This window comes from Thermoleptolyngbya sp. M55_K2018_002 (genome assembly GCF_015295965.1).
Lineage (GTDB): Bacteria > Cyanobacteriota > Cyanobacteriia > Elainellales > Elainellaceae > Thermoleptolyngbya > Thermoleptolyngbya sichuanensis.
The window spans coordinates 1-18,523 of record NZ_DVEA01000077.1; the positions used below are offsets into that span (position 1 = coordinate 1).

At 56.5% G+C, this 18,523-nt stretch carries 19 protein-coding genes and 1 pseudogene; 6 read left to right on the top strand and 14 right to left on the bottom strand.

Going from position 1 to position 18,523, the window contains the following annotated elements:
* From IGS51_RS03740 to aat, 12 genes and pseudogenes are all read right to left on the bottom strand, one after another.
* Positions 1-1,168, bottom strand: a pseudogene (locus tag IGS51_RS03740) (hypothetical protein); the annotation flags it as partial.
* A gap of 513 nt (positions 1,169-1,681) precedes the next feature.
* Entirely contained in the window at positions 1,682-1,801 is a 120-nt protein-coding gene (locus tag IGS51_RS03745; protein WP_068507269.1) for a photosystem II reaction center protein J, read from the bottom strand.
* A gap of 121 nt (positions 1,802-1,922) precedes the next feature.
* Entirely contained in the window at positions 1,923-2,042 is a 120-nt protein-coding gene (locus IGS51_RS03750) for a photosystem II reaction center protein L (RefSeq protein ID WP_172356706.1), read from the bottom strand.
* A 9-nt stretch (positions 2,043-2,051) separates the two neighbouring features.
* Positions 2,052-2,186: a cytochrome b559 subunit beta gene (gene psbF / locus IGS51_RS03755; RefSeq protein WP_068507271.1), complete on the bottom strand. Its 135-nt coding sequence runs from the start codon at positions 2,184-2,186 to the stop codon at positions 2,052-2,054.
* Between the two features lie 16 nt (positions 2,187-2,202).
* Positions 2,203-2,448 (bottom strand): cytochrome b559 subunit alpha, encoded by a 246-nt coding sequence (gene psbE / locus IGS51_RS03760; RefSeq protein ID WP_172356704.1) that lies wholly within the window; start codon positions 2,446-2,448, stop codon positions 2,203-2,205.
* A gap of 140 nt (positions 2,449-2,588) precedes the next feature.
* Positions 2,589-3,608, bottom strand: a complete 1,020-nt coding sequence (locus IGS51_RS03765) for a photosynthesis system II assembly factor Ycf48 (RefSeq protein ID WP_297076070.1) — start codon at positions 3,606-3,608, stop codon at positions 2,589-2,591.
* A 154-nt stretch (positions 3,609-3,762) separates the two neighbouring features.
* Positions 3,763-4,113 carry a rubredoxin gene (locus IGS51_RS03770; RefSeq protein ID WP_297076072.1) on the bottom strand — a complete coding sequence of 117 codons (351 nt, stop codon included), beginning with the start codon at positions 4,111-4,113 and terminating at the stop codon, positions 3,763-3,765.
* 275 nt (positions 4,114-4,388) lie between these two features.
* Positions 4,389-4,868: a signal peptidase II gene (lspA, locus tag IGS51_RS03775; RefSeq protein ID WP_068515795.1), complete on the bottom strand. Its 480-nt coding sequence runs from the start codon at positions 4,866-4,868 to the stop codon at positions 4,389-4,391.
* 83 nt (positions 4,869-4,951) lie between these two features.
* Positions 4,952-5,536, bottom strand: coding sequence for a biotin transporter BioY (locus tag IGS51_RS03780; protein WP_297076104.1), 585 nt, complete (start codon positions 5,534-5,536; stop codon positions 4,952-4,954).
* A 293-nt stretch (positions 5,537-5,829) separates the two neighbouring features.
* Positions 5,830-6,810, bottom strand: coding sequence for a ribonuclease Z (locus tag IGS51_RS03785; RefSeq protein WP_297076074.1), 981 nt, complete (start codon positions 6,808-6,810; stop codon positions 5,830-5,832).
* A 266-nt stretch (positions 6,811-7,076) separates the two neighbouring features.
* Positions 7,077-7,298, bottom strand: coding sequence for a hypothetical protein (locus IGS51_RS03790; RefSeq protein ID WP_297076077.1), 222 nt, complete (start codon positions 7,296-7,298; stop codon positions 7,077-7,079).
* Positions 7,299-7,409: 111 nt separating this feature from the next.
* Positions 7,410-7,997 carry a leucyl/phenylalanyl-tRNA--protein transferase gene (aat, locus tag IGS51_RS03795; protein WP_297076081.1) on the bottom strand — a complete coding sequence of 196 codons (588 nt, stop codon included), beginning with the start codon at positions 7,995-7,997 and terminating at the stop codon, positions 7,410-7,412.
* Positions 7,998-8,206: 209 nt separating this feature from the next.
* Between aat and IGS51_RS03800 the strand changes: the two genes are divergently transcribed.
* The 3 genes from IGS51_RS03800 (at position 8,207) to IGS51_RS03810 (ending at position 10,998) form a co-directional block, all read left to right on the top strand.
* The gene (locus tag IGS51_RS03800) at positions 8,207-8,536 is read left to right on the top strand and encodes a hypothetical protein (protein ID WP_068507949.1); all 330 of its coding nucleotides are present in this window, start codon (positions 8,207-8,209) and stop codon (positions 8,534-8,536) included.
* Positions 8,537-8,718: 182 nt separating this feature from the next.
* Positions 8,719-9,480 carry a winged helix-turn-helix domain-containing protein gene (locus IGS51_RS03805; protein WP_367279248.1) on the top strand — a complete coding sequence of 254 codons (762 nt, stop codon included), beginning with the start codon at positions 8,719-8,721 and terminating at the stop codon, positions 9,478-9,480.
* 54 nt (positions 9,481-9,534) lie between these two features.
* On the top strand, positions 9,535-10,998 hold the full coding sequence (locus tag IGS51_RS03810; protein WP_297076088.1) for a PAS domain-containing sensor histidine kinase: 1,464 nt from the start codon (positions 9,535-9,537) through the stop codon (positions 10,996-10,998).
* 206 nt (positions 10,999-11,204) lie between these two features.
* On the opposite strand, the gene IGS51_RS03815 is transcribed toward IGS51_RS03810, so the two are convergent.
* Positions 11,205-11,507, bottom strand: a complete 303-nt coding sequence (locus tag IGS51_RS03815; RefSeq protein ID WP_297076090.1) for a hypothetical protein — start codon at positions 11,505-11,507, stop codon at positions 11,205-11,207.
* A gap of 228 nt (positions 11,508-11,735) precedes the next feature.
* Between IGS51_RS03815 and trpS the strand changes: the two genes are divergently transcribed.
* Both trpS and IGS51_RS03825 read left to right on the top strand, forming a co-directional pair.
* Positions 11,736-12,746 (top strand): tryptophan--tRNA ligase, encoded by a 1,011-nt coding sequence (gene trpS / locus IGS51_RS03820; protein WP_297076093.1) that lies wholly within the window; start codon positions 11,736-11,738, stop codon positions 12,744-12,746.
* Between the two features lie 122 nt (positions 12,747-12,868).
* A complete protein-coding gene (locus IGS51_RS03825) occupies positions 12,869-13,816 on the top strand; it encodes a methylenetetrahydrofolate reductase (protein ID WP_297076096.1) in 948 nt (315 codons plus the stop codon).
* Here IGS51_RS03825 and IGS51_RS03830 read toward each other — a convergent pair.
* Positions 13,806-15,050: a recombinase family protein gene (locus tag IGS51_RS03830; RefSeq protein ID WP_297076098.1), complete on the bottom strand. Its 1,245-nt coding sequence runs from the start codon at positions 15,048-15,050 to the stop codon at positions 13,806-13,808. The genes IGS51_RS03825 and IGS51_RS03830 overlap by 11 nt on opposite strands.
* A 241-nt stretch (positions 15,051-15,291) precedes the next feature.
* On the opposite strand from IGS51_RS03830, the gene ppc reads away from it, so the two are divergent.
* On the top strand, positions 15,292-18,396 hold the full coding sequence (gene ppc, locus IGS51_RS03835) for a phosphoenolpyruvate carboxylase (RefSeq protein ID WP_297076100.1): 3,105 nt from the start codon (positions 15,292-15,294) through the stop codon (positions 18,394-18,396).
* Positions 18,397-18,523 lie beyond the last annotated feature (127 nt).

Sequence of the window (18,523 nt, forward strand, 5' to 3'; positions counted from 1 at the left end):
AGTCTGCTGGAGGCGTTGGCGGTTTTCCGATGGCCGCCGATGTCGCAGGCGATCGCCCAACGGAAACCGAGGAGGGAGCCGGAGTCTGCGCGGCATCTAGCCGAAACGAGCCAGAAACGAGGCTAGACGACGGTTTGGCAGCAGCAGACGAGGCAGGCGGCGGCGCGGCAACTGGGGTCGCAGGCGGTTTGGCGATCGCCGCAGGGCGGGCTGATGAGGCTGCTGGGGACTTTGCAGAGGAGTTCGCAGAGGAGTTCGCAGGCGAAGCGGGGCGAACCGTTCCAGTTGGGGTCGCAGGTGGAGCAGACGGGGCGATCGCCCAGGGATTCACAGGAGGACTTGCGCCAGCATCGGCGGGTCGTTTGGATTCTGGCGCTTTGGCGGTCGGTGTCTCAACTTTTTCAACTTTTTGGGCTACGTCTACCTTGGCAGGCGCTTGTGCAGCGGGCGTGGTTTTCTGGGGCGTGGGTTGTGTCACAGCGCGAGCCGCAGGTGGAGAAGAGGCGGCGCTATTGGACAGTGAATTGGGTGACGGGCTGGGCGACGGATTAGGCGGGGCCGCGGGCGCTGTGCTGACGATGGGGGTCATCGTTCTGGGTGGGCGTGGGGTCGGCTCCCCAACAAACTCAAACACGCCCGTTCGACAGCGCCAAAACTCCAGCGCCGACTGGGGCAACAGCCGAAACCAGGGCTGCGGCATCCAAAACAGCAGGCTAGAATCCAGCACGGGCAGGCTGCGCTCGATCCCCTGCAAATGGGTGATGAACATGCGCTGAGTGGTCGGAGACTGGCGCGTGAGTTGCTCGATGCCCAAAAACTGAAAGGCGGGCACGGGCGATCGCCGTTTGCCATTCATCGGCGGCGGCGAATCTGCCAGCCATTGCGCCACCTGCACGATCGGATTGGGGTCAGACAGGTTGAGATCGAGCGTCACCAGCCGGGGATAGCGGCGTTCTCCCACTTCCCAAAAAGCGCGATCGCCCTGGTGAATCGGCGACGGGTTGGAGAAATCTGCCTGGAGTTGGGAGGCGAGGCGATCGCGCAGGGGCAGATCATCGCATACGGCGATAAATACCTGTCGGCGCAGATTCAGACTCAGCGCCAGCTTCAGCCGTAGGTAGCTCTGCTGATTAAAGGTCAAATTCTGACGAGGGGAACTCTGGCTCACGGGAGGGAACGGCAAGAACGGCAGCGGTGAGATTTGGACGGTCGCAGGCTTGTTGCAGGCTTGTTGCAGGCGGGACGGCGAGAACGAGGTGGGTGAGAAACGGGGCGATCGCACTACTCAGTTCTTCGCCTCAGGAAAATTCCTATCGGGACAGGATCGAGACAGGATTGACAATTCAACCCCAAATTCAACCCGATAACGGGCATTTCACTGATTCCAGAAAGCGGCCGAGACGCATTCAACCGCCCGTCCGTTCCCAGCAAATTTCACATAGGACTTACAGACACTTCCCCAGCAATCCAAAATCGCAATCAGTCACGCTCCACACGGGTCACGTTCCACACTGGATTCATGCCAGAGATTTCACACAAAAAGGCTCCAGTGTTGCAGCGATGCCGCCAACTGGAGCCTACGATTCAAGACAAATATTCAAGAGAAGTTCTGATCAGAAACCTGCCGCATCAGGGCGTGCTTCAATCGTCAACTTTCGTCAACTTTTCTCAGTCGATTTTTCTAGATCGAAGAACCAATGCCTGCGTAGGCACCATAGAAAAACAGACCCACGATTGCAATTACGCCAAGGCCCGCAATCGTCCCGACAACCCACAGCGGAATTCTGCCATTTGACAACATAATGTCTCTCCGAAACTCTCCTAACCTGACCAAAAACACAGCAAAATCGAATCTGAAATCTGGATACTAGAACAGCTTGTTAGCTGGTATGAAAACTCATTTCGGCTAACAAGCGATCGCCCTAGTTAAAGAAGTAGCTAGAAAAAAGAATACCAACCGTGAACACCAGCAGCAGACCCAGATAGAGGGACGTGCGGTTTAGCTCGACAGGCTGATTGTTTGGATTCGGTGTGCGTTCCATGTTGCTCTCCTATCGCTGGATAAACTGCATTGCGGCGATCGCCCCCAGGAAGAACACTGAGGGAACGGCCAGCGTATGAACCGCCAGCCAGCGAACGGTAAAAATAGGGTAAGAAACAGGCTGATTGGGATTGTTGCTCGTCATAATAAACTGTCGCTTGCTACTTCAAAAATTCCTGGATTTGCTCTTTTGCCGTGAACCGATCTTGCACAATTGGCACTTCTTGACGCTCTTGCGTGAAGTATTCATTCGGACGCGGCGTGCCAAACACGTCGTAGGCCAAACCCGTGCTGACAAACAGCCATCCAGCAATAAACAAAGCCGGAATGGTGATGCTGTGAATTACCCAATACCGGATGCTTGTAACAATGTCTGAGAATGGACGTTCTCCAGTGCTGCCAGCCATTCAGATCCCTCCCAAAGAAACTACGAAATCATAACTTTTATCATACGAGAGCAGGGGAAGAGTCACAACCTTGTAAAGCTATCTCTTGCTCATCGCTGTAGATTCGACATTAGATTCAGCATTCGATCAAACTGCGTTGGCTAAGCTGCTTTGGCAGCCGCGTCTGCATCGTAGCGCAATAGGTTGCCCTCTTGGCCGAGAATGAAACCACGCTCCGGTGAATCAAACACGATTTTGTAGAAGTTGGAAGGCACGTCTTCGACAGCGCGATCCTTTTGCCAGGTTTGTCCACCATCGTTGCTGTAAAGCAAGTTGCCGCTGCCGCCCGCGACCCAAATCTCGTCAGGAGTTCGATAGGCCAGATCGAGCAAGCCCCAGCTTGTGGCAAACTCCGGCGCGACCTGCTCTCCCCAGGCTTCGTAATCTTCGGAATCGCTGAACTGCACCAGCCCACCCCGCGCCAGCAGCCAGAGCCGACCATCTTTAGCAAAGCCCATATTCTGCAATCGGCGGGAGCTGGTTCGATTGTGCGGCTGCCAGGCATCCTGACCCGGCTCCCAAGTGGAGTAGAAGTTTCCACGGGCCGAAACCGCCACATAGCGCCCATCGTCCGACCGAGAGATGTTGCGAACTACGCCGACTGCTTCCTGCACCAATGCCTGCCAGGAGCGTCCGCCGTCTTTGGTTTGGTAGATGGCTCCGATATCAGTGGTCATTTCAGCAGTCTTGGGGCCAAGCGCTTTTACCGTGTTTGGCGAACCCGGTAGCTGGGCGCTCAGCGGCACCCGCAGCCAGGACTTGCCGCCGTCGGTCGTGTGCAGCAAGATCGAGGGTTGCCCCGCAATCCAGCCTTCCTCTCCAGCAAAGCTGACGGATGTGAAGCTGTAGGACAGGTCATCGCCCAGATCGAGCGATCGCAGTTCCCAGGTTTTTCCACCGTCCTGCGTTTCCAGCAGCGTCGCCGATTTGCCCACTAGCCAGCCGTGAGGCGAATTGCCAATAAACGCCACGTCTGAGAGCGTCGCAGTAGTTGGCAACTCGACCACCTGCCAGGGGTTAAAACTCATGGATGGCAGGTAGCCCCGGGAGCATCCGGTAGACAGAACCAGAACCGCCAGCAAAATGAGAATGCGTCGGAAGGAGAGGAGAAGTCGATTCATCGAACTATTGGGCGCTGTGCGCGTTGGCTAATGTTGAATAGGAGGTTCACTGAGGGGTTTGGGGCTGGAATACCTCTGAAGCGGGCTTGTCGAGTGGAGTCGCCAGAGCGGAGTCGCTGTATATGACTCCAAAATATATGACTCCAAACTTCTCCTACTGCAAGCCGTAGAGGCTGAGGAAAAACAGAACGGCGATCGCCAGCCCACCAAAAATCAGCAAGTTCTTCTGACCCGGTGTGAGCGTGTTCACGCCAAATCCGTAGCCCAAGTTTTCCTTGAAACCAGAGGGGCTGCCTGCTGGCCCGATGTTTGTAAACCGAGCGGTGCGGGCCCCGCAAACGGGACAGCGCCAGTCGGTCGGCAGTTCTTCAAACGGGGTTCCGGCTGCAATTTTGCCCAGGCTATCGCCTTTGACTGGCTCATAGATATAGCCGCAAGCGCCGCACTCGTGGCGGTCGAGCGTCCTTGGATCGATTGCCTCTGCACTGCTTTCTACACCACTCATCGCTCTACGGGCCTCCCCTGGCCAAGATGAGAATTTATGTAAATGATTATGACACAGTGGGGGATCGGTGGAGGGGGGTATGAAGAACGAAGATTGAAGAACGAAGAAGGAAGAAGGAAGAACGAAGAAGGAAAAATGAATAGGACTTTCGCAGTTGGATAATTTCTCGTAGGCGCAGCCCGCGAGAAATTGTCCAAAACCCAAAGAGCTTATCGCAAGGGCGTAAGTCCTGTCGAAGAAGGAAAACCGAAGAAGGAAGGTGATGCGCTGGGTGTTCAGGATTTTTTGTCGCTGCTGCTGGGGCCGAAGGCGACGAAGAGCAGGCAGAGGATGCCCAGGTTGATGAAGACATCGGCAAAGTTGAAGATGGGGAACCGGATCAGGCGAAAGTCTAGAAAATCGATCACTTCTCCCAGCATGAAGCGGTCGATGCCGTTGCCGACTGCGCCTGCCATGATCAGCCCGTAGCCCAACTGCTCCCAGCGAGGCAGCCGTGCCCCCCAAATTGCCAGCGCTGCTAGGGCCAGGCTGACCCCCAGCGACAGCCATCGCAGCCAGCTTCCATCTTCGCTAAACCAGCTAAAGGCCGCGCCTTTGTTGGTGACGTAGGTGATGTGAAACACACCGGCCCAGAGCGGGATGGTTTGGGGTGGATCGGTGAGCGTCATGTTTTGGGCGATCGCCATCTTGGTGATCTGGTCAAAGACGACCCCCAACACGGCTGCTGCCCAAAAGAGAAAGTTTTTAATCGGCATGGTCATTTAGTAAGTCAAGCGCAGCCAGAGAGAAGCGGAGTGCCGTCAGGCAAGAGGTCAGTTTGCAGAAATTTAGATTTGCATCAGTAGAACAAGAGATGTCGCAGGGCAAAGGAGATGACCGTGACGGCGCACAAAATTGCCAGTTGCCCCAAGAGTGGCTGGAGGGAATGCAGGATGAGAAGCTGGCCCAGCGGCAGCGTGGGAGCCAGGAGCCAGTTGCTGGAATGGGCGATCGCCAGGTAGGTCATACCCACCAGATGCACCGTCACCAGCCCACACAGGCAGCTAAAGGCCAATGACTCCAGCCGGGGCGGCACGCGAAACGCCAGCGCTCCACAAATCCACGCGCCAGGGATGAACCCCAGCAAATAGCCAAAGCTGGGACGGTGAATATACTCCAGCCCGCCGCCCTGGGCGAAGATATTAAACCACGTCAGCCCCAGCAGCACGTAGGCAATCTGAGACATGGCTGCTGCGTTGCGCCCCCCTAGACACCCTACCAGCAGCACCGCCCCAAGCTGAAACGTCACCCCTAGCGAGTGCGTTTGCAGACCGCTGTGTGCCCACTCCCACGGGGCATTGGTAATCGAAGCCCGAAGAAACGTGCCGCCAATCGTCAACACCAACCCGATCAGGGCCCAAAGCAAATCGGTGGGGGCGATCATACGACGCACAGGCAGCCTGGGGGTAGGAAATGGCAGCGGACGGAGACGGGTTCGTAGATGTGTCAAGCGGTTGCCCAAAACCTCAGACTCTATAGTAAGCCCGAACGAGAAATAGAATGACAGAACTTACGCACTTGCGATAAGTTGTCTGGGTTTTGGACGATTTCTTGCAGGCATAGCCCGCGAGAAATCGTCCAACTGCGTAGGTCCTAGTAGGTTCTAAATGAATCTGGATTTTTGGGTTTTGGATTTTGGGTTTTAAGGACGAAGGGTTGAGAGATTCAGTGGCTGGGTTAGCGTCGGGACGGGGATGGGGGGCGGCGGCTAGCCGTGAGGGCGACAGGGCGACGGCGCGGAATTTCGTGGGTGTAGAAATCTTGCGCCATGAGGGTGTTTGGGAAAATAGCGCGGGCCTCGGCGAGCAGATCTTCGAGGGCGATTGCATTTCCGGGAGCATAGCGCGGGCTAAAGTGCGTCATGATCAACTGCTGCACGCCTGCATTCAGCGCCACCTGCGCCGCCATAGTGGAGGTGGAATGGAGCCGCTGATAGGCCAGTTCGGCATCTTGATGGGCAAACGTCGCTTCGTGAACCAGCACATCGGCATCCCGCGCCAGTTCCACCGCACTGTCGCAGTAAATGGTGTCTGTGCAATAGACAAACTTGCGCCCGATCTGCACCTCGCCGCAGAGGTCTGCGCCATTGATCTGGCGGCCGTCGGGCAGCGTCACCACTTCCCCCCGTTTCAGCCGACCATAGAGCGGGCCAGAGGGAATGCCCAGCGCCTCGGCTTGCTCTACGTTGAACCGGCCGGGTCGGTCTTTTTCTGATACGCGATAGCCAAAGGCTGGAACGCGGTGCGTCAGCGCCTCGCAGTTCACCACATACTCGGCATCTTCAAACACCACGCCCGGTTCGACCGTGTGAACCTTGACGGGGTAGGAGAAGTGGGTCTGGGAATAGCGACCGCAGGCCCGCAAATAGTCATCCAGCTTCGGCGGACCATAGACATCGATGCGCGTGGGGTTGCCCGCCAGCCCAATGCTCGACAACAGCCCCATCAGCCCGTAGATGTGGTCGCCGTGCATGTGGGTAATAAAAATGCGGCTGATCTGGCTGATGCGGATATCGCTCCGCAAAATCTGATGCTGAGTGCCTTCGCCACAGTCAAACAGCCAGGTTTCTGCCCGCTGCGGCAGTTGCAGCGCGATGCTCGACACATTGCGCGATCGCGTTGGCACCCCCGAACTGGTTCCCAAAAACGTAATTTGCAAAGCCCGACTTTATCCCCCATGCTCAACGTGTTTCATATCCTACTGGGCAAGTCAGTTGCAGGCTATATGACTTGCCCAAAGCTTACTCTTTCCCTTTCATATTGCACCAATCTCGCAGGCTTCTGGATCTTGCGCTGATGCTAGACATTGTTTTGGGCACCTCGAAAAATTCAGATCCTCTTGAGAATGGCTACGAGAAAAAAGGGTTTCAGACTCCTAAAATTCTCAATAAGGCAATTAATCGAGGTGCCCATCTGCTTCCCAAGTCAACTCTCAGAAAATAGGGATTCTTTTAAGCCTGAGTAGTTACCTTCAATCATCAGATTGCCAATGGCGATCGCCCGCGTTGAGATTTCGTCGTTGGGCGATCGCTCCAGGTAATCCGCCAGCGGTTGCAGGTAGGGATCGCCAGTCTTCTTCACTACGTTGCAGTAGCCCTCACACACCTCATATATGAGAATGCTGGCAAGATGATGGGATGGGCGCAAAGAACAAAGTCAAGGATCTCATAGACTAGCAGGGCATTACCCGATATCGCTTTTGGAAAGATACCGGGCTGAGTCGCGCAACGGCTTATCGCCTCTGTGATAGTTTGGCCTCTAAAGCAGCGAGGGATGGATCTCGGCGGCCCGCTGTAACAGCTTGCGATACTCGCGGTTGCTGACGATGTAGGCTCCAAAGCGGGCCAGGTGGGGGTTCATCATTTGCGCGTCAAAGAGGACAAACTGGCGATCGCGCAATCGCTCCACCAGCTTCACCATCGCCACCTTCGACCCGTCGGGAATTCGATAAAACATCGACTCGCCAATAAACGCACCGCCGACAATAATCCCCAAAATGCCGCCCGCCAACTCATCGCCCTGCCAGGTTTCAAAGCTGTGGGCATAGCCCGCGCGATGGAGTTCGTGATAAATCACCTTCAGTTCGCCAGAGATCCAGGTGGTGTCGCGGTCGGCGCAGCCGTCTACAACCTCTGAAAAGGCGCGATCGATCGCCACCGAAAAGCGGTTTTGGTTCAGCACCCGCTGGAGCGATCGCGGATACCGAAACCGATCATCCAGCGGGATCAGCGTCCGCTGCTGGCTGGAATACCAACCCAGCGAGTCGCCTGTGTCTTCTGCCATCAAGAAATATCCCTGGGCATAGCGCTGGACGATCGCCTCAATGTCATACTGATACCAGGTCATACCCTCATCCTACGGAACAGACTGCGAAATCGCTGAGTCAGGCGCGAAGGTGTTGCAAACGCGACTTTCAAACGTGAATCTCAAACACGAATTGCAAACGCGACGTTATTTCAAGCTTGTCTCAAATTCGTCTCAAAAACTTGTCTCAAAAATTTGTCTCAAAGTTGCCTCAGACTCGAAGTTGCCTCAGAATTGCTTAAGAATTGCTTATGGCTGAACCGATCCCAGCAATTACCCTGCCCGTGGCGACCCATCCCCAGCAGGAGGGCGAATGGCTCCAGGCGGCGCTGCACCGCTGGCTCGACGAAGAGTTTATCCCCGAAGCAGTGAATGCAGAGATTGCCCGACGGGCGGCGCAGGTGTTTGTGCGACATCGTATGGAAGGGGAAACAGATTTGGGGTCGCTGGTAATTGCCTTAGTGACGGAAATGCAGGCGTTTGACTTTTCCCGCAGTTTTTTTAGCGAGTTTGCCGTAGCCAATGCGGTCAGCGATTTGCTGCTAGACAGCCTGGGGGTTGATCGCTGCTGCGGCGGTTGAGTAGGGCGCAGGCTGGACGCAGGCTTAGTGCAGGCTTAGTGCAGGCTTAGTGCAGACTTAGTGCAGGCTTTCTGACCAGTTTTAAGGATTCCTTAAAATTGCGCGGGCGATCGCCCTCAATCTGTTTCGACCAATTTGGTAAGATTGGCCTGAAGATTCACCGCGAAAAATTCATGGCCTCCATGATTCAGGACACCCCAGCGCTAGATAGCAAGCTGCTTCAGACCGATGTCAAGCTCGGTCGCGTGCTGCTGGTGGAAGACGAAGAACTCATTCGTGAGACGATTAAGCTCGCCCTCAGCGACGAAGGCTACGACGTACTCGTGGCAGAGGACGGGCGGGCCGCGCTGGATATCATGACTCGCGCCGACGAGGGTGATTACGCCGAGTTTGAGATTGACCTGATTATTTTGGACTTAATGTTGCCCTACGTGAACGGATTGGATCTGTGCCGTCTGATCCGCCACAACGGCAGCACCGTACCGATTCTCATCCTCAGTGCCAAAGGCAGCGAAACCGATCGCGTGGTTGGGCTAGAAGTGGGCGCAGATGACTATCTCACCAAGCCCTTCGGAATGCGGGAACTGATTGCCCGCTGTCGAGCGCTGCTGCGTCGCCATCGCCAGGCCCAGCCCCAGATTGGGGATGGCAACCTGAGGTTTCAAGACATCACCTTGTTTCCGCAAGAGTGCCGCGTGACGGTGCGGGGTGAAGCCATCAACCTCTCGCCCAAAGAGTTCCGCATCCTGGAACTGTTCATGACCCATCCCCGGCGCGTGTGGTCGCGAGAGCAGCTCATCGAAAAGGTTTGGGGGCCTGATTTCATGGGCGACAGCAAGACGGTGGATGTCCACATTCGCTGGCTGCGCGAAAAGCTAGAGCTAGACCCCAGCCACCCCGAATATCTGACCACGGTGCGCGGGTTTGGCTATCGCTTCGGCTAGGTGCCCTGGGGCGGCTGAGTGGGGGCGTTCAGAGGTACTCTCAAAGGATCTGCGGTGGGTATTCTCGATTTCTTGCTGGGGCTGCTCATTGGTTTGGGGCTATTGTGCTGGCAGCAGGTTCGCCAGCGCCAGCGCCTCACCCGACTGCTCCGGGAGCTGCGGGCCGCAGATGTGGAAACTTCTCCCTTTTCGGCTACGTCTCAGCTTGCCCTGACGGTGGCCCGCCAGCAGCGGGTTCAGCAGCAGTTGGAGGCGGAGGTGTCTACCTACCGCTCTATCTTGGAGGTTGCGCCCGTTGGCTATCTCCATCTCGATGATGAAAACCGCCTGGTTTGGTGCAACCCCGAAGCGCGATCGCTCTTAGACCTCACCCCCGCGCCGCCGCACCAGTCCGAAAGTCCTCGCCTGCTGCTGGAACTGGTGCGCTCCTACGAGCTAGACGACCTTGTGGAGCAAGCCCGCAATTCCAAAACGCTATGCCAGAAAGACTGGGTGTTCTACCCCGTTAGTCCAGACGTGTTGCAGCTGACTCGCCAGCGCTCTTACGTGCTGAGGGGCTATGCAGTTCCCATGCCCAAGCAGCATGTCGGCGTGTTTTTGGAAAGCCGTCAAGAAGCGGTGCAGCTCAGACAGCAGCTTGATCGCTGGGCTTCCGATGTCGCCCACGAGCTAAAAACCCCCCTCACCTCTATCCGACTGATTGCCGAAACACTGCAAACTCGGCTCGATCCAGCGCTGCGGGGCTGGGTCAATCGGCTAATTGGTGAATCTATTCGTCTCAGTGACCTGGTGCAGGACTTGCTAGACCTAGCGCTGATCGACCGCGAATCGTCTCAATGCCTGCATCTGAGACAGGTCAATCTGCCCGACTTGGTGCAGGCGGCCTGGCTCAATCTGGAGCCGTTGTCTCGCAAAAAGCAGGTGCAGTTGAGCTATCAGGGGCCAGAGTCTTTGCCGGTGCAAATCGATGAGGCCCGAATTTATCGTGTGCTGATGAACTTGCTAGACAACAGCATTAAATACAGTCCGCCCTGGGAAACGGTCACGGTGCGAATCAGCACAGGACTTGTAGAAGAGTCTACCCACAGTCGCCCTGAAATGGGCGTTTGGCTGGAGGTGTTTGACGCAGGAACCGGGTTTGCGGAGCAAGACTTGCCTCATGTGTTTGAGCGGTTCTATCGGGCCGACCCAGCGCGATCGCGCTTGCCACCCAACCGCTCTGCCAGTTCCGAAGCGTCGAATGCATCTCATTCAAATTCATCTCATTCAAGTGAAGCCGAGCCATACCACCGCACCAGCAGCGGTCTGGGTCTGGCAATTGTTCGGCAAATCGTGGAAGCCCATCAGGGTGTGGTGCTGGCCAGCAACCATCCAGAAACAGGCGGCGCGTGGCTGCGGATTTGGCTACCGCAGGACGGGCTAGAACTGGAGCCTCACAAACAGCCACCGGACGGGCTGGAAAGCAAGCTCTATGAAGAGCCAAGGGCTGATGTGGGTTCCGCAAGTCTATTGGAATAGAGCAGATTGGAATAGAGCAGAGTAGAGTCTTGCAGAGATCACGCTGGCAAGCCACTGACCTTTAAGCCACGATCCCCTGATTCCACTAAGCCGGAACAAACCTCAGTGCAACGCCATTCATGCAATAGCGAAGACCCGTGGGCACAGGTCTGCACTGTTCGGTCGTGGTTGTCAGGGTTTACCCAATCTCATTTGAGCGCCCCAGGCTATTGCTCTTGCATCAGGCGCAGATAGTTTTGCTGAAGCTGGAAGTGGTTTGCCGACAGGTTTTCGGTCAGGTCGCGCTCCACGTCGCAAATCTGCTGCCAAAACGCGGCCGATCGCCGCCCTGCCACTGCCTCTCGCCATAACATTTCCAGCAGATTAGCCATTGCCGGATTCGACTCGGCAATGTGGACTTTCAGTTGGTCAAACGCATCATTGGCCGCTGCATGAGTTTGTAGATCTTGCAGCAGAGCAATGCATTCCGCCAGGGCTTGCGTCATCGAGTCGGAAGAAGCATGAGTCATGGGGGGCTGTGAATTATTGCTTACGAGTTTTACAATTTCGTAACATTTACTTCATTATGGGGGTGGGCAATCGGGATTCGCAACCCGCAGATTTTCAGGTTTGCCCATCCGCACGACAGCTACATCCCAAAACGCTATTTGGGTTATGGTTGAAAACACGCGGGTATAACGCTTTCTTAGGCTTCCGCCGTCCTCACTGTCAAGATACTTTCATCAGCAAACAGCTTCATGGGCAAGCAGCGCGTTCTCTCTGGTATTCAGCCAACGGGTGAGTTGCACTTGGGCAACTACCTCGGAGCCATTCGCAACTGGGTCGAAATTCAGGAAGACTACGACAGCTATCTATTTATGGCGGATTTGCACGCCATTACTGTGCCCCACGATCCTACACGACTGGCCGAAAGCACCTACAAAGTCGCCGCCTCTTACCTCGCCAGCGGCATTAGCCTGGAACACGCCACCATCTTTGTGCAGTCTCATGTGCCCGCCCACGCAGAGTTGGCCTGGCTGTTGATGTGCATTACGCCGCTGAACTGGCTGGAAGACATGATCCAGTTCAAGGAAAAGGCTGTGAAACAGGGCGAAAACGTCGGCGCAGGCCTGCTCAGCTATCCCGTGCTGCAAGCGGCAGACATTCTGCTATACGAACCCGACAAAGTACCCGTCGGCGAAGACCAAAAGCAGCATCTAGAACTCACCCGCGACATTGCCGCCCGACTCAACTACCAGTTTGGTCGCGAGGATGCGCCGATCCTGAAGCTGCCTACGCCGATGATTCGCGCTGAGGGCGCACGGGTAATGAGCCTGACTGACGGCACGAAGAAGATGTCAAAATCTGACCCGTCAGAGTTGAGCCGAATCAACCTGCTGGATTCGCCCGAAGAGATTCAGCGCAAGATCAAGCGCTGCAAAACTGATCCGATTCGCGGACTGGAGTTTGACAATCCTGAACGCCCGGAATGCACTAACCTGCTGACGCTTTACATGATCCTGTCGGGTAAGACGAAGGACGAAGTGGCGAAGGAATGTGCCGAGATGGGCTGGGGGCAGTTCAAACCGCTGCTGACGGAGACGATGATTACTGCACTGAAGCCGATTCAGGATCGCTATCACGAGATCATGGGCGAACCGGGCTATTTGCAGCAGGTCTTGCATGAGGGCAAAGAAAAGGCAGAGGCGATCGCCAACATCACGCTAACCAAAGTGAAAAAGGCGCTGGGATACGCTTTGCCCGTTTGAAGGGGTCAGGGAGATTGCTCCGCAGCGCTTGCGCGAACAGGGGTCGGGCTATGAATCTTGATCACCCTTAGCTCAATTGCCCCTGAAATCTCGATGCCCCAAGTTATTAGAATCCGCTGATTATGGTTACCTCTTCATCCCTGCCTGCTGAACCCCGATCTCTGGCTCCTTCAACCCGCCTGCAAGCGGCTGCCCGGTCTGGCGAATTTTTGATCACTGCCGAGGTGATGCCGCCAAAGGGCTGCGACCCGACACACATGCTGCAAATGGCGCATTTACTCAAAGACTGGGTGCATGGGGTGAATATCACCGACGGTAGTCGCGCAGTGCTGCGGATGTCGTCGCTGGTGTCGGCGGCGCTGCTGCTGCGGGAGGGCATCGAGCCGATTTATCAGGTGGCCTGCCGCGATCGCAATCGAATTGGGCTACAGGCAGACCTGATGGGGGCGCAGGCGTTGGGCATTCGCAATGTGCTGGCGCTGACGGGTGACCCGATCAAGGCGGGCGATCATCCCGATGCCAAGCCCGTGTTTGACCTGGAATCGGTGCGGCTGCTGCGGTTAATCGGCAACCTCAATGCGGGGCTGGATATTAACGAGAAGCCGCTGACGGATGGGGCGACCAGCTTTTTTGCTGGGGCAGCGGTCGATCCGCAGTGTCCAAGCTGGTCGGGACTCCAGCGCCGATTTGAGCGGAAGGTTGAGGCGGGGGCGCAGTTTTTTCAGAGTCAGTTGATTACCGATTTTGACCGTCTGGACAAGTTCATGCATCAGGTTGCGGCGGGCTGCAATCGACCGATTCTGGCGGGCATTTTTTTGCTGAAGTCTGCCAAAAATGCCCAGTTTATTAATAAGAATGTGCCCGGTGCCCAGATTCCCCAACACATCATCGATCGCCTGGAAAAAGCGCCCCATCCGCTAGAAGAAGGCGTGGCGATCGCCGCTGAGCAGGTGCAAATGGCGCGGCAACTCTGCCAGGGCGTTCACATGATGGCGGTGAAGCGGGAAGATCTAATTCCAGAGATTTTGGCGCGGGCGGGGCTGGGAAAAGTATCAGCGGTCAAAAGTTAGGCTGCTCCAGCAAAAACACCAGCCTTACCTGCCACGCTTCTCCCTCGCGCTCCAGCACGATTTGCCGCAGAAATTCGCGGAAATAGGCGCGGCGCTCAGACTCTGACAGGTCGAGCCAGAACTGAGGCAGCGAGATGACCTGGGCGATCGCCCTTAGGTTTGCTGGGGGCAATTGGTCGATTTGGGTTTGCAGGCGGGCAATTTCGGTTCGCAGCGTGTAGGCGCGGAGGTCGGCGGTTTGCTGATCGAGAACGCCCTGCTGCACCAGATCGGGCAGTTGACCCAGCCAGGTTTGGCGCGTGTGGATCTGAGCGGCGATCGCCCGCTGCATCTGTTCCACATCGGGCAGGGGCGTGCCCGAAACCAGGCGCGGCAGGTCGGTGCAAATGCGCTGGAAGGTGGCTTGCAGCACGGACTCGTAGGCGATCGCCCCACATTTTTTCGCACGGGGACAGGCCGCAGGGCGCAGGTAGAGATAGCTCTGGGACTGGCGAGGGCGCGTCACGCTGCACACCCGCAAAGCCGACTGGCACTCGCCGCAGGTGACCAGCCCAGAGAGCGATCGCGGGGCACTGGCGGCCCGGGGCGGCAGCTTGCGATTTCGCCGCAAAATGCGATCCACCTGGGCCGCCTCAGCCCTGGGCAAAATCGCCGGATGCGTATCGGGCACGACCTCGCCTGTGTGATATTCCAGATCGCCGCGATAGACCGGACTGGTGAGCCAGCGCTTGCCCGTGGAGCTAGAAATTTTCTTGTTGTATTTCTGCTGCAAATAGCGGATGCTGCCGCGCAGCGAACCATAGAGCAAAAAATGATCGAAGAAATCCCTGACCACTGGGGCCGTCGTCCGATCCAGCACGTAGCGATCCTTGCCCCGCCGATAGCCATAGGGCGCTTTGCCGGGCGGCGGCTGGGCCTGGATGCGGTTGCGGGCGTGGCCCTGCTGAATGCGCTGGCGATGCTGGGCAGACTGGAGCGTTTGAAACTGCTGCAACAGTTCCACAGGCGAGGGCGCAGGAGTCTGGGGATCAGTGCCTGCAATTCGTAGCGGAATATGGAGCGCCTCTAGCTCGGCCAGGCGATCGCCCACCTCCGCCACCGACTCGCCCAAATCCGATAGCTGACGAACCAGCACTGCGTCCGGCGGGTTCTCCTGGCAATCCTGCACAAGCTGTTGCCACTGCGGTCGATGGGCAGCGCCGGGGGCAATGCTGTTTTCCCTGCAATCTATCACAGGATTCGAGGCAGGATGATCCGTTGCAGCATCCAATCCTGAGTAATCCTGGTAGACTCGATCTGCGATCGCCCACCATGCAGAACCACCAGCGGAATCATTAAAGGAAGCCTTAAGTGATGCATTGGGTACAGTCTCGAACCTCGGATCAGCGTAAGAATAAGCGATGATTTTCATGGTGTTTTTCCTAGCACCATTAAAAACCTCCTAAAATTATCGAATAATCCAGCCAGGACACGCCATGAGTTCCATCCTCCACTCGTCGGATGATGCCTTTAGCACCGGCACTGCCACAGAAGATCGAGACGACCAGCCCCTTTCAGCCACTTCAGCTACAGATCTGTTTCTTCGCCATCGGCTGAAGCTGGTTGAAGAACTATGGGAGTCGGTGCTTCAGCAAGAGTGTGGCCAGCAGTTGGTTGATCTGTTGCAGCAACTGCGCTTAGTCTGCTCTCCAGAAGGGCAAGCGCCAGAAGAGGGTGAGGCGATCGCCCTGGCGGTGATCGAAAAGCTGGATCTCAACGATGCTATTCGGGCTGCCCGCGCCTTTGCGCTTTATTTCCAGTTGATCAACATCGTCGAACAGCACTACGAACAGCGCGGACAGCAGCAGCAATATCGCGCCTCCTACGATGTTGCCACCGCCTCCGAAGAGAGCCAGTCCGAGTCTGAGACCCAAACTGCCGGACTCAGTGCTGACATGCTAGAGCGCAGCTTGCGAGAGGAAACCGCCCTGCGCCGAGAAATGAGTACGTTCCGGGGGCTGTTTCCCAAGCTAGCCAACCTCAACGTGCCGCCACGCCAGATCCAAAATCTGATCGACAACCTCGACATTCGCCTAGTTTTCACCGCTCACCCGACAGAAATTGTCCGCCACACCATCCGCGACAAACAGCGCCGCATCGCCAAAATCCTGCGCCAGCTCGACACTGCCGAAGACAGTATGCAGATGCTGGGGTTGTCCTCATCCTGGGAAACGGAAACGCTGCGGGAACAACTGACCGAAGAAATTCGCCTATGGTGGCGCACCGACGAACTACACCAGTTCAAGCCGACAGTGCTGGATGAGGTAGACTATGCGCTGCACTACTTCCAGGAAGTGCTGTTTGACGCGATCCCCCACCTCTACTACCGCTTCCGTTCGGCGCTGGAAGCGACCTTTCCAGGGCTACATCCGCCCCGCTACAACTTCTGCAAGTTTGGCTCTTGGGTCGGGTCTGACCGGGATGGCAACCCGTCCGTTACCCCGGAAATCACCTGGAAAACCGCTTGCTATCAGCGCAACCTAGTGCTAGCAAAATACATTCAGTCGGTGAAGCACCTGATCAACCTGCTGAGCCTGTCGCTGCACTGGAGCGATGTCTTGCCCGACCTGCTAGAGTCGCTGGAGCAAGACCAAGCGCAGATGCCCGAAGTCTACGAACAGCTTGCCATCCGCTATCGACAGGAACCCTATCGCCTGAAGCTGAGCTATATCCAGAAGCGGCTGGAAAATACCTGTGAGCGCAGCCGCAAGCTCTACAACGGCGACTATTTCAACGATGAGTCTCCGGACTATAACCCGGCGACGCTCTATCGCTCTGGTGATGAGTTTCTGGCAGATTTGCAACTGATTCGCAGAAATCTGGAGGAAACGGGCCTGACCTGCCGAGATTTGGAGAATCTGATTTGTCAGGTGGAAATTTACGGCTTTAACTTGGCCCACTTGGATATCCGCCAGGAAAGTAGCCGCCACTCGGATGCGATCGCCGAAATCGCGGAATACCTGCAAATTCTGCCCAAGTCTTACCACGAGATGACGGAGGAAGAGCGATCGCACTGGCTGGCCACCGAGCTAAAAACCCGTCGCCCGCTAATCCCGTCGGAACTGCCTTTCTCTGAAAAAACCTGCGAAACCATCCAAACCTTCCGCATGGTTCGCAAGCTGCATCAGGAGTTTGGCCCTGCCATTTGCCAGACTTACGTCATCAGCATGAGCCACCACGCTAGCGACCTGCTGGAGGTGCTGCTGCTGGCCAAGGAGGCAGGCATCTACGACCCCGCCACGGGCGGCGGCGCAATCAACGTGGTGCCGCTGTTTGAAACGGTAGAAGACCTGCTCCGCGCCCCGTCGGTCATGAGAGAGCTATTTGAGCTGCCGCTCTATCGGGCATATCTGTCGGGCGGCTATGCCGAGCGCCAGCAAGAAGAGACGGGGCAAAAGGTGGATATTGCAGGCTCTAGGAGTACGCTGCCGCAGCGGGCCTCGCTCCAGGAAATCATGCTGGGCTATTCCGACAGTAATAAAGACTCCGGCTTCCTCAGCAGCAATTGGGAAATCCACAAGGCCCAACAGTCGTTGCAGGCGATGGCCGAAACCTACGGCATCTCCCTCCGAATCTTCCACGGGCGCGGCGGTTCTGTGGGTCGCGGCGGCGGGCCGGCCTATGAAGCGATTCTGGCTCAGCCAGGTCGCAGCATCGACGGTCGCATCAAAATTACAGAACAAGGCGAGGTGCTGGCCTCGAAATATAACCTGCCGGAACTGGCGCTGTATAACCTAGAAACCATCACGGCGGCGGTGGTGCAGGCGAGCCTGCTGCGAAACGGATTCGACGATATCCAGCCGTGGCACGAAATTATGGAGGAACTGGCGACGCGATCGCGCTCCCACTACCGCTCCTTGATCTACGAACAGCCGGATTTTGTCGATTTCTTCCACCAAGTCACGCCGATTGAGGAAATCAGCCAGCTTCAAATTAGCTCCCGGCCTGCTCGACGCGGCGGCAAAAAAGACCTGGGCAGCCTGCGGGCCATTCCCTGGGTGTTTAGCTGGACGCAGACGCGCTTCTTGCTGCCCTCCTGGTATGGTGTGGGCACGGCGATTAACGAATTCTTGCAAGAGGAGCCAGAGGAAAATCTGAAGCTGTTGCGCTATTTCTACTACAAGTGGCCCTTCTTTAAGATGGTGATTTCCAAATGCGAAATGACCCTTTCAAAGGTGGACTTGCAAATCGCCAGCCACTACGTCCAGCAGTTGTCGCAGCCCGAAGACCGGGAGCGCTTTGAGCGGCTGTTTGAGCAGATCCGCAACGAGTATCACCTGACCAAGGGGCTGGTGCTGGCGATCGCCGGTCATGAGCGCCTGCTCGATGGTGACCCCGACCTCCAGCGCTCGGTGCAACTCCGCAACAGCACAATCGTTCCCCTCGGCTTCCTGCAAGTCTCCCTGCTGAAGCGCTTGCGCCAGCACAAGACCAGCGCCGCCTCCGGCGTAATCCGTTCGCGCTATAGCCGAGGCGAACTGCTGCGCGGCGCACTGCTCACCATCAACGGCATCGCCGCCGGAATGCGAAACACAGGCTGAAAATATGCAATCGCTCGATGTAATGTCTCGTGCGCGACGTACACGGGACATTACACATACGTTACACGTATACACATGCACACATCATGGCGAGACTGCTGAGAGCGTGAATCGTTGGGCCGCGCTG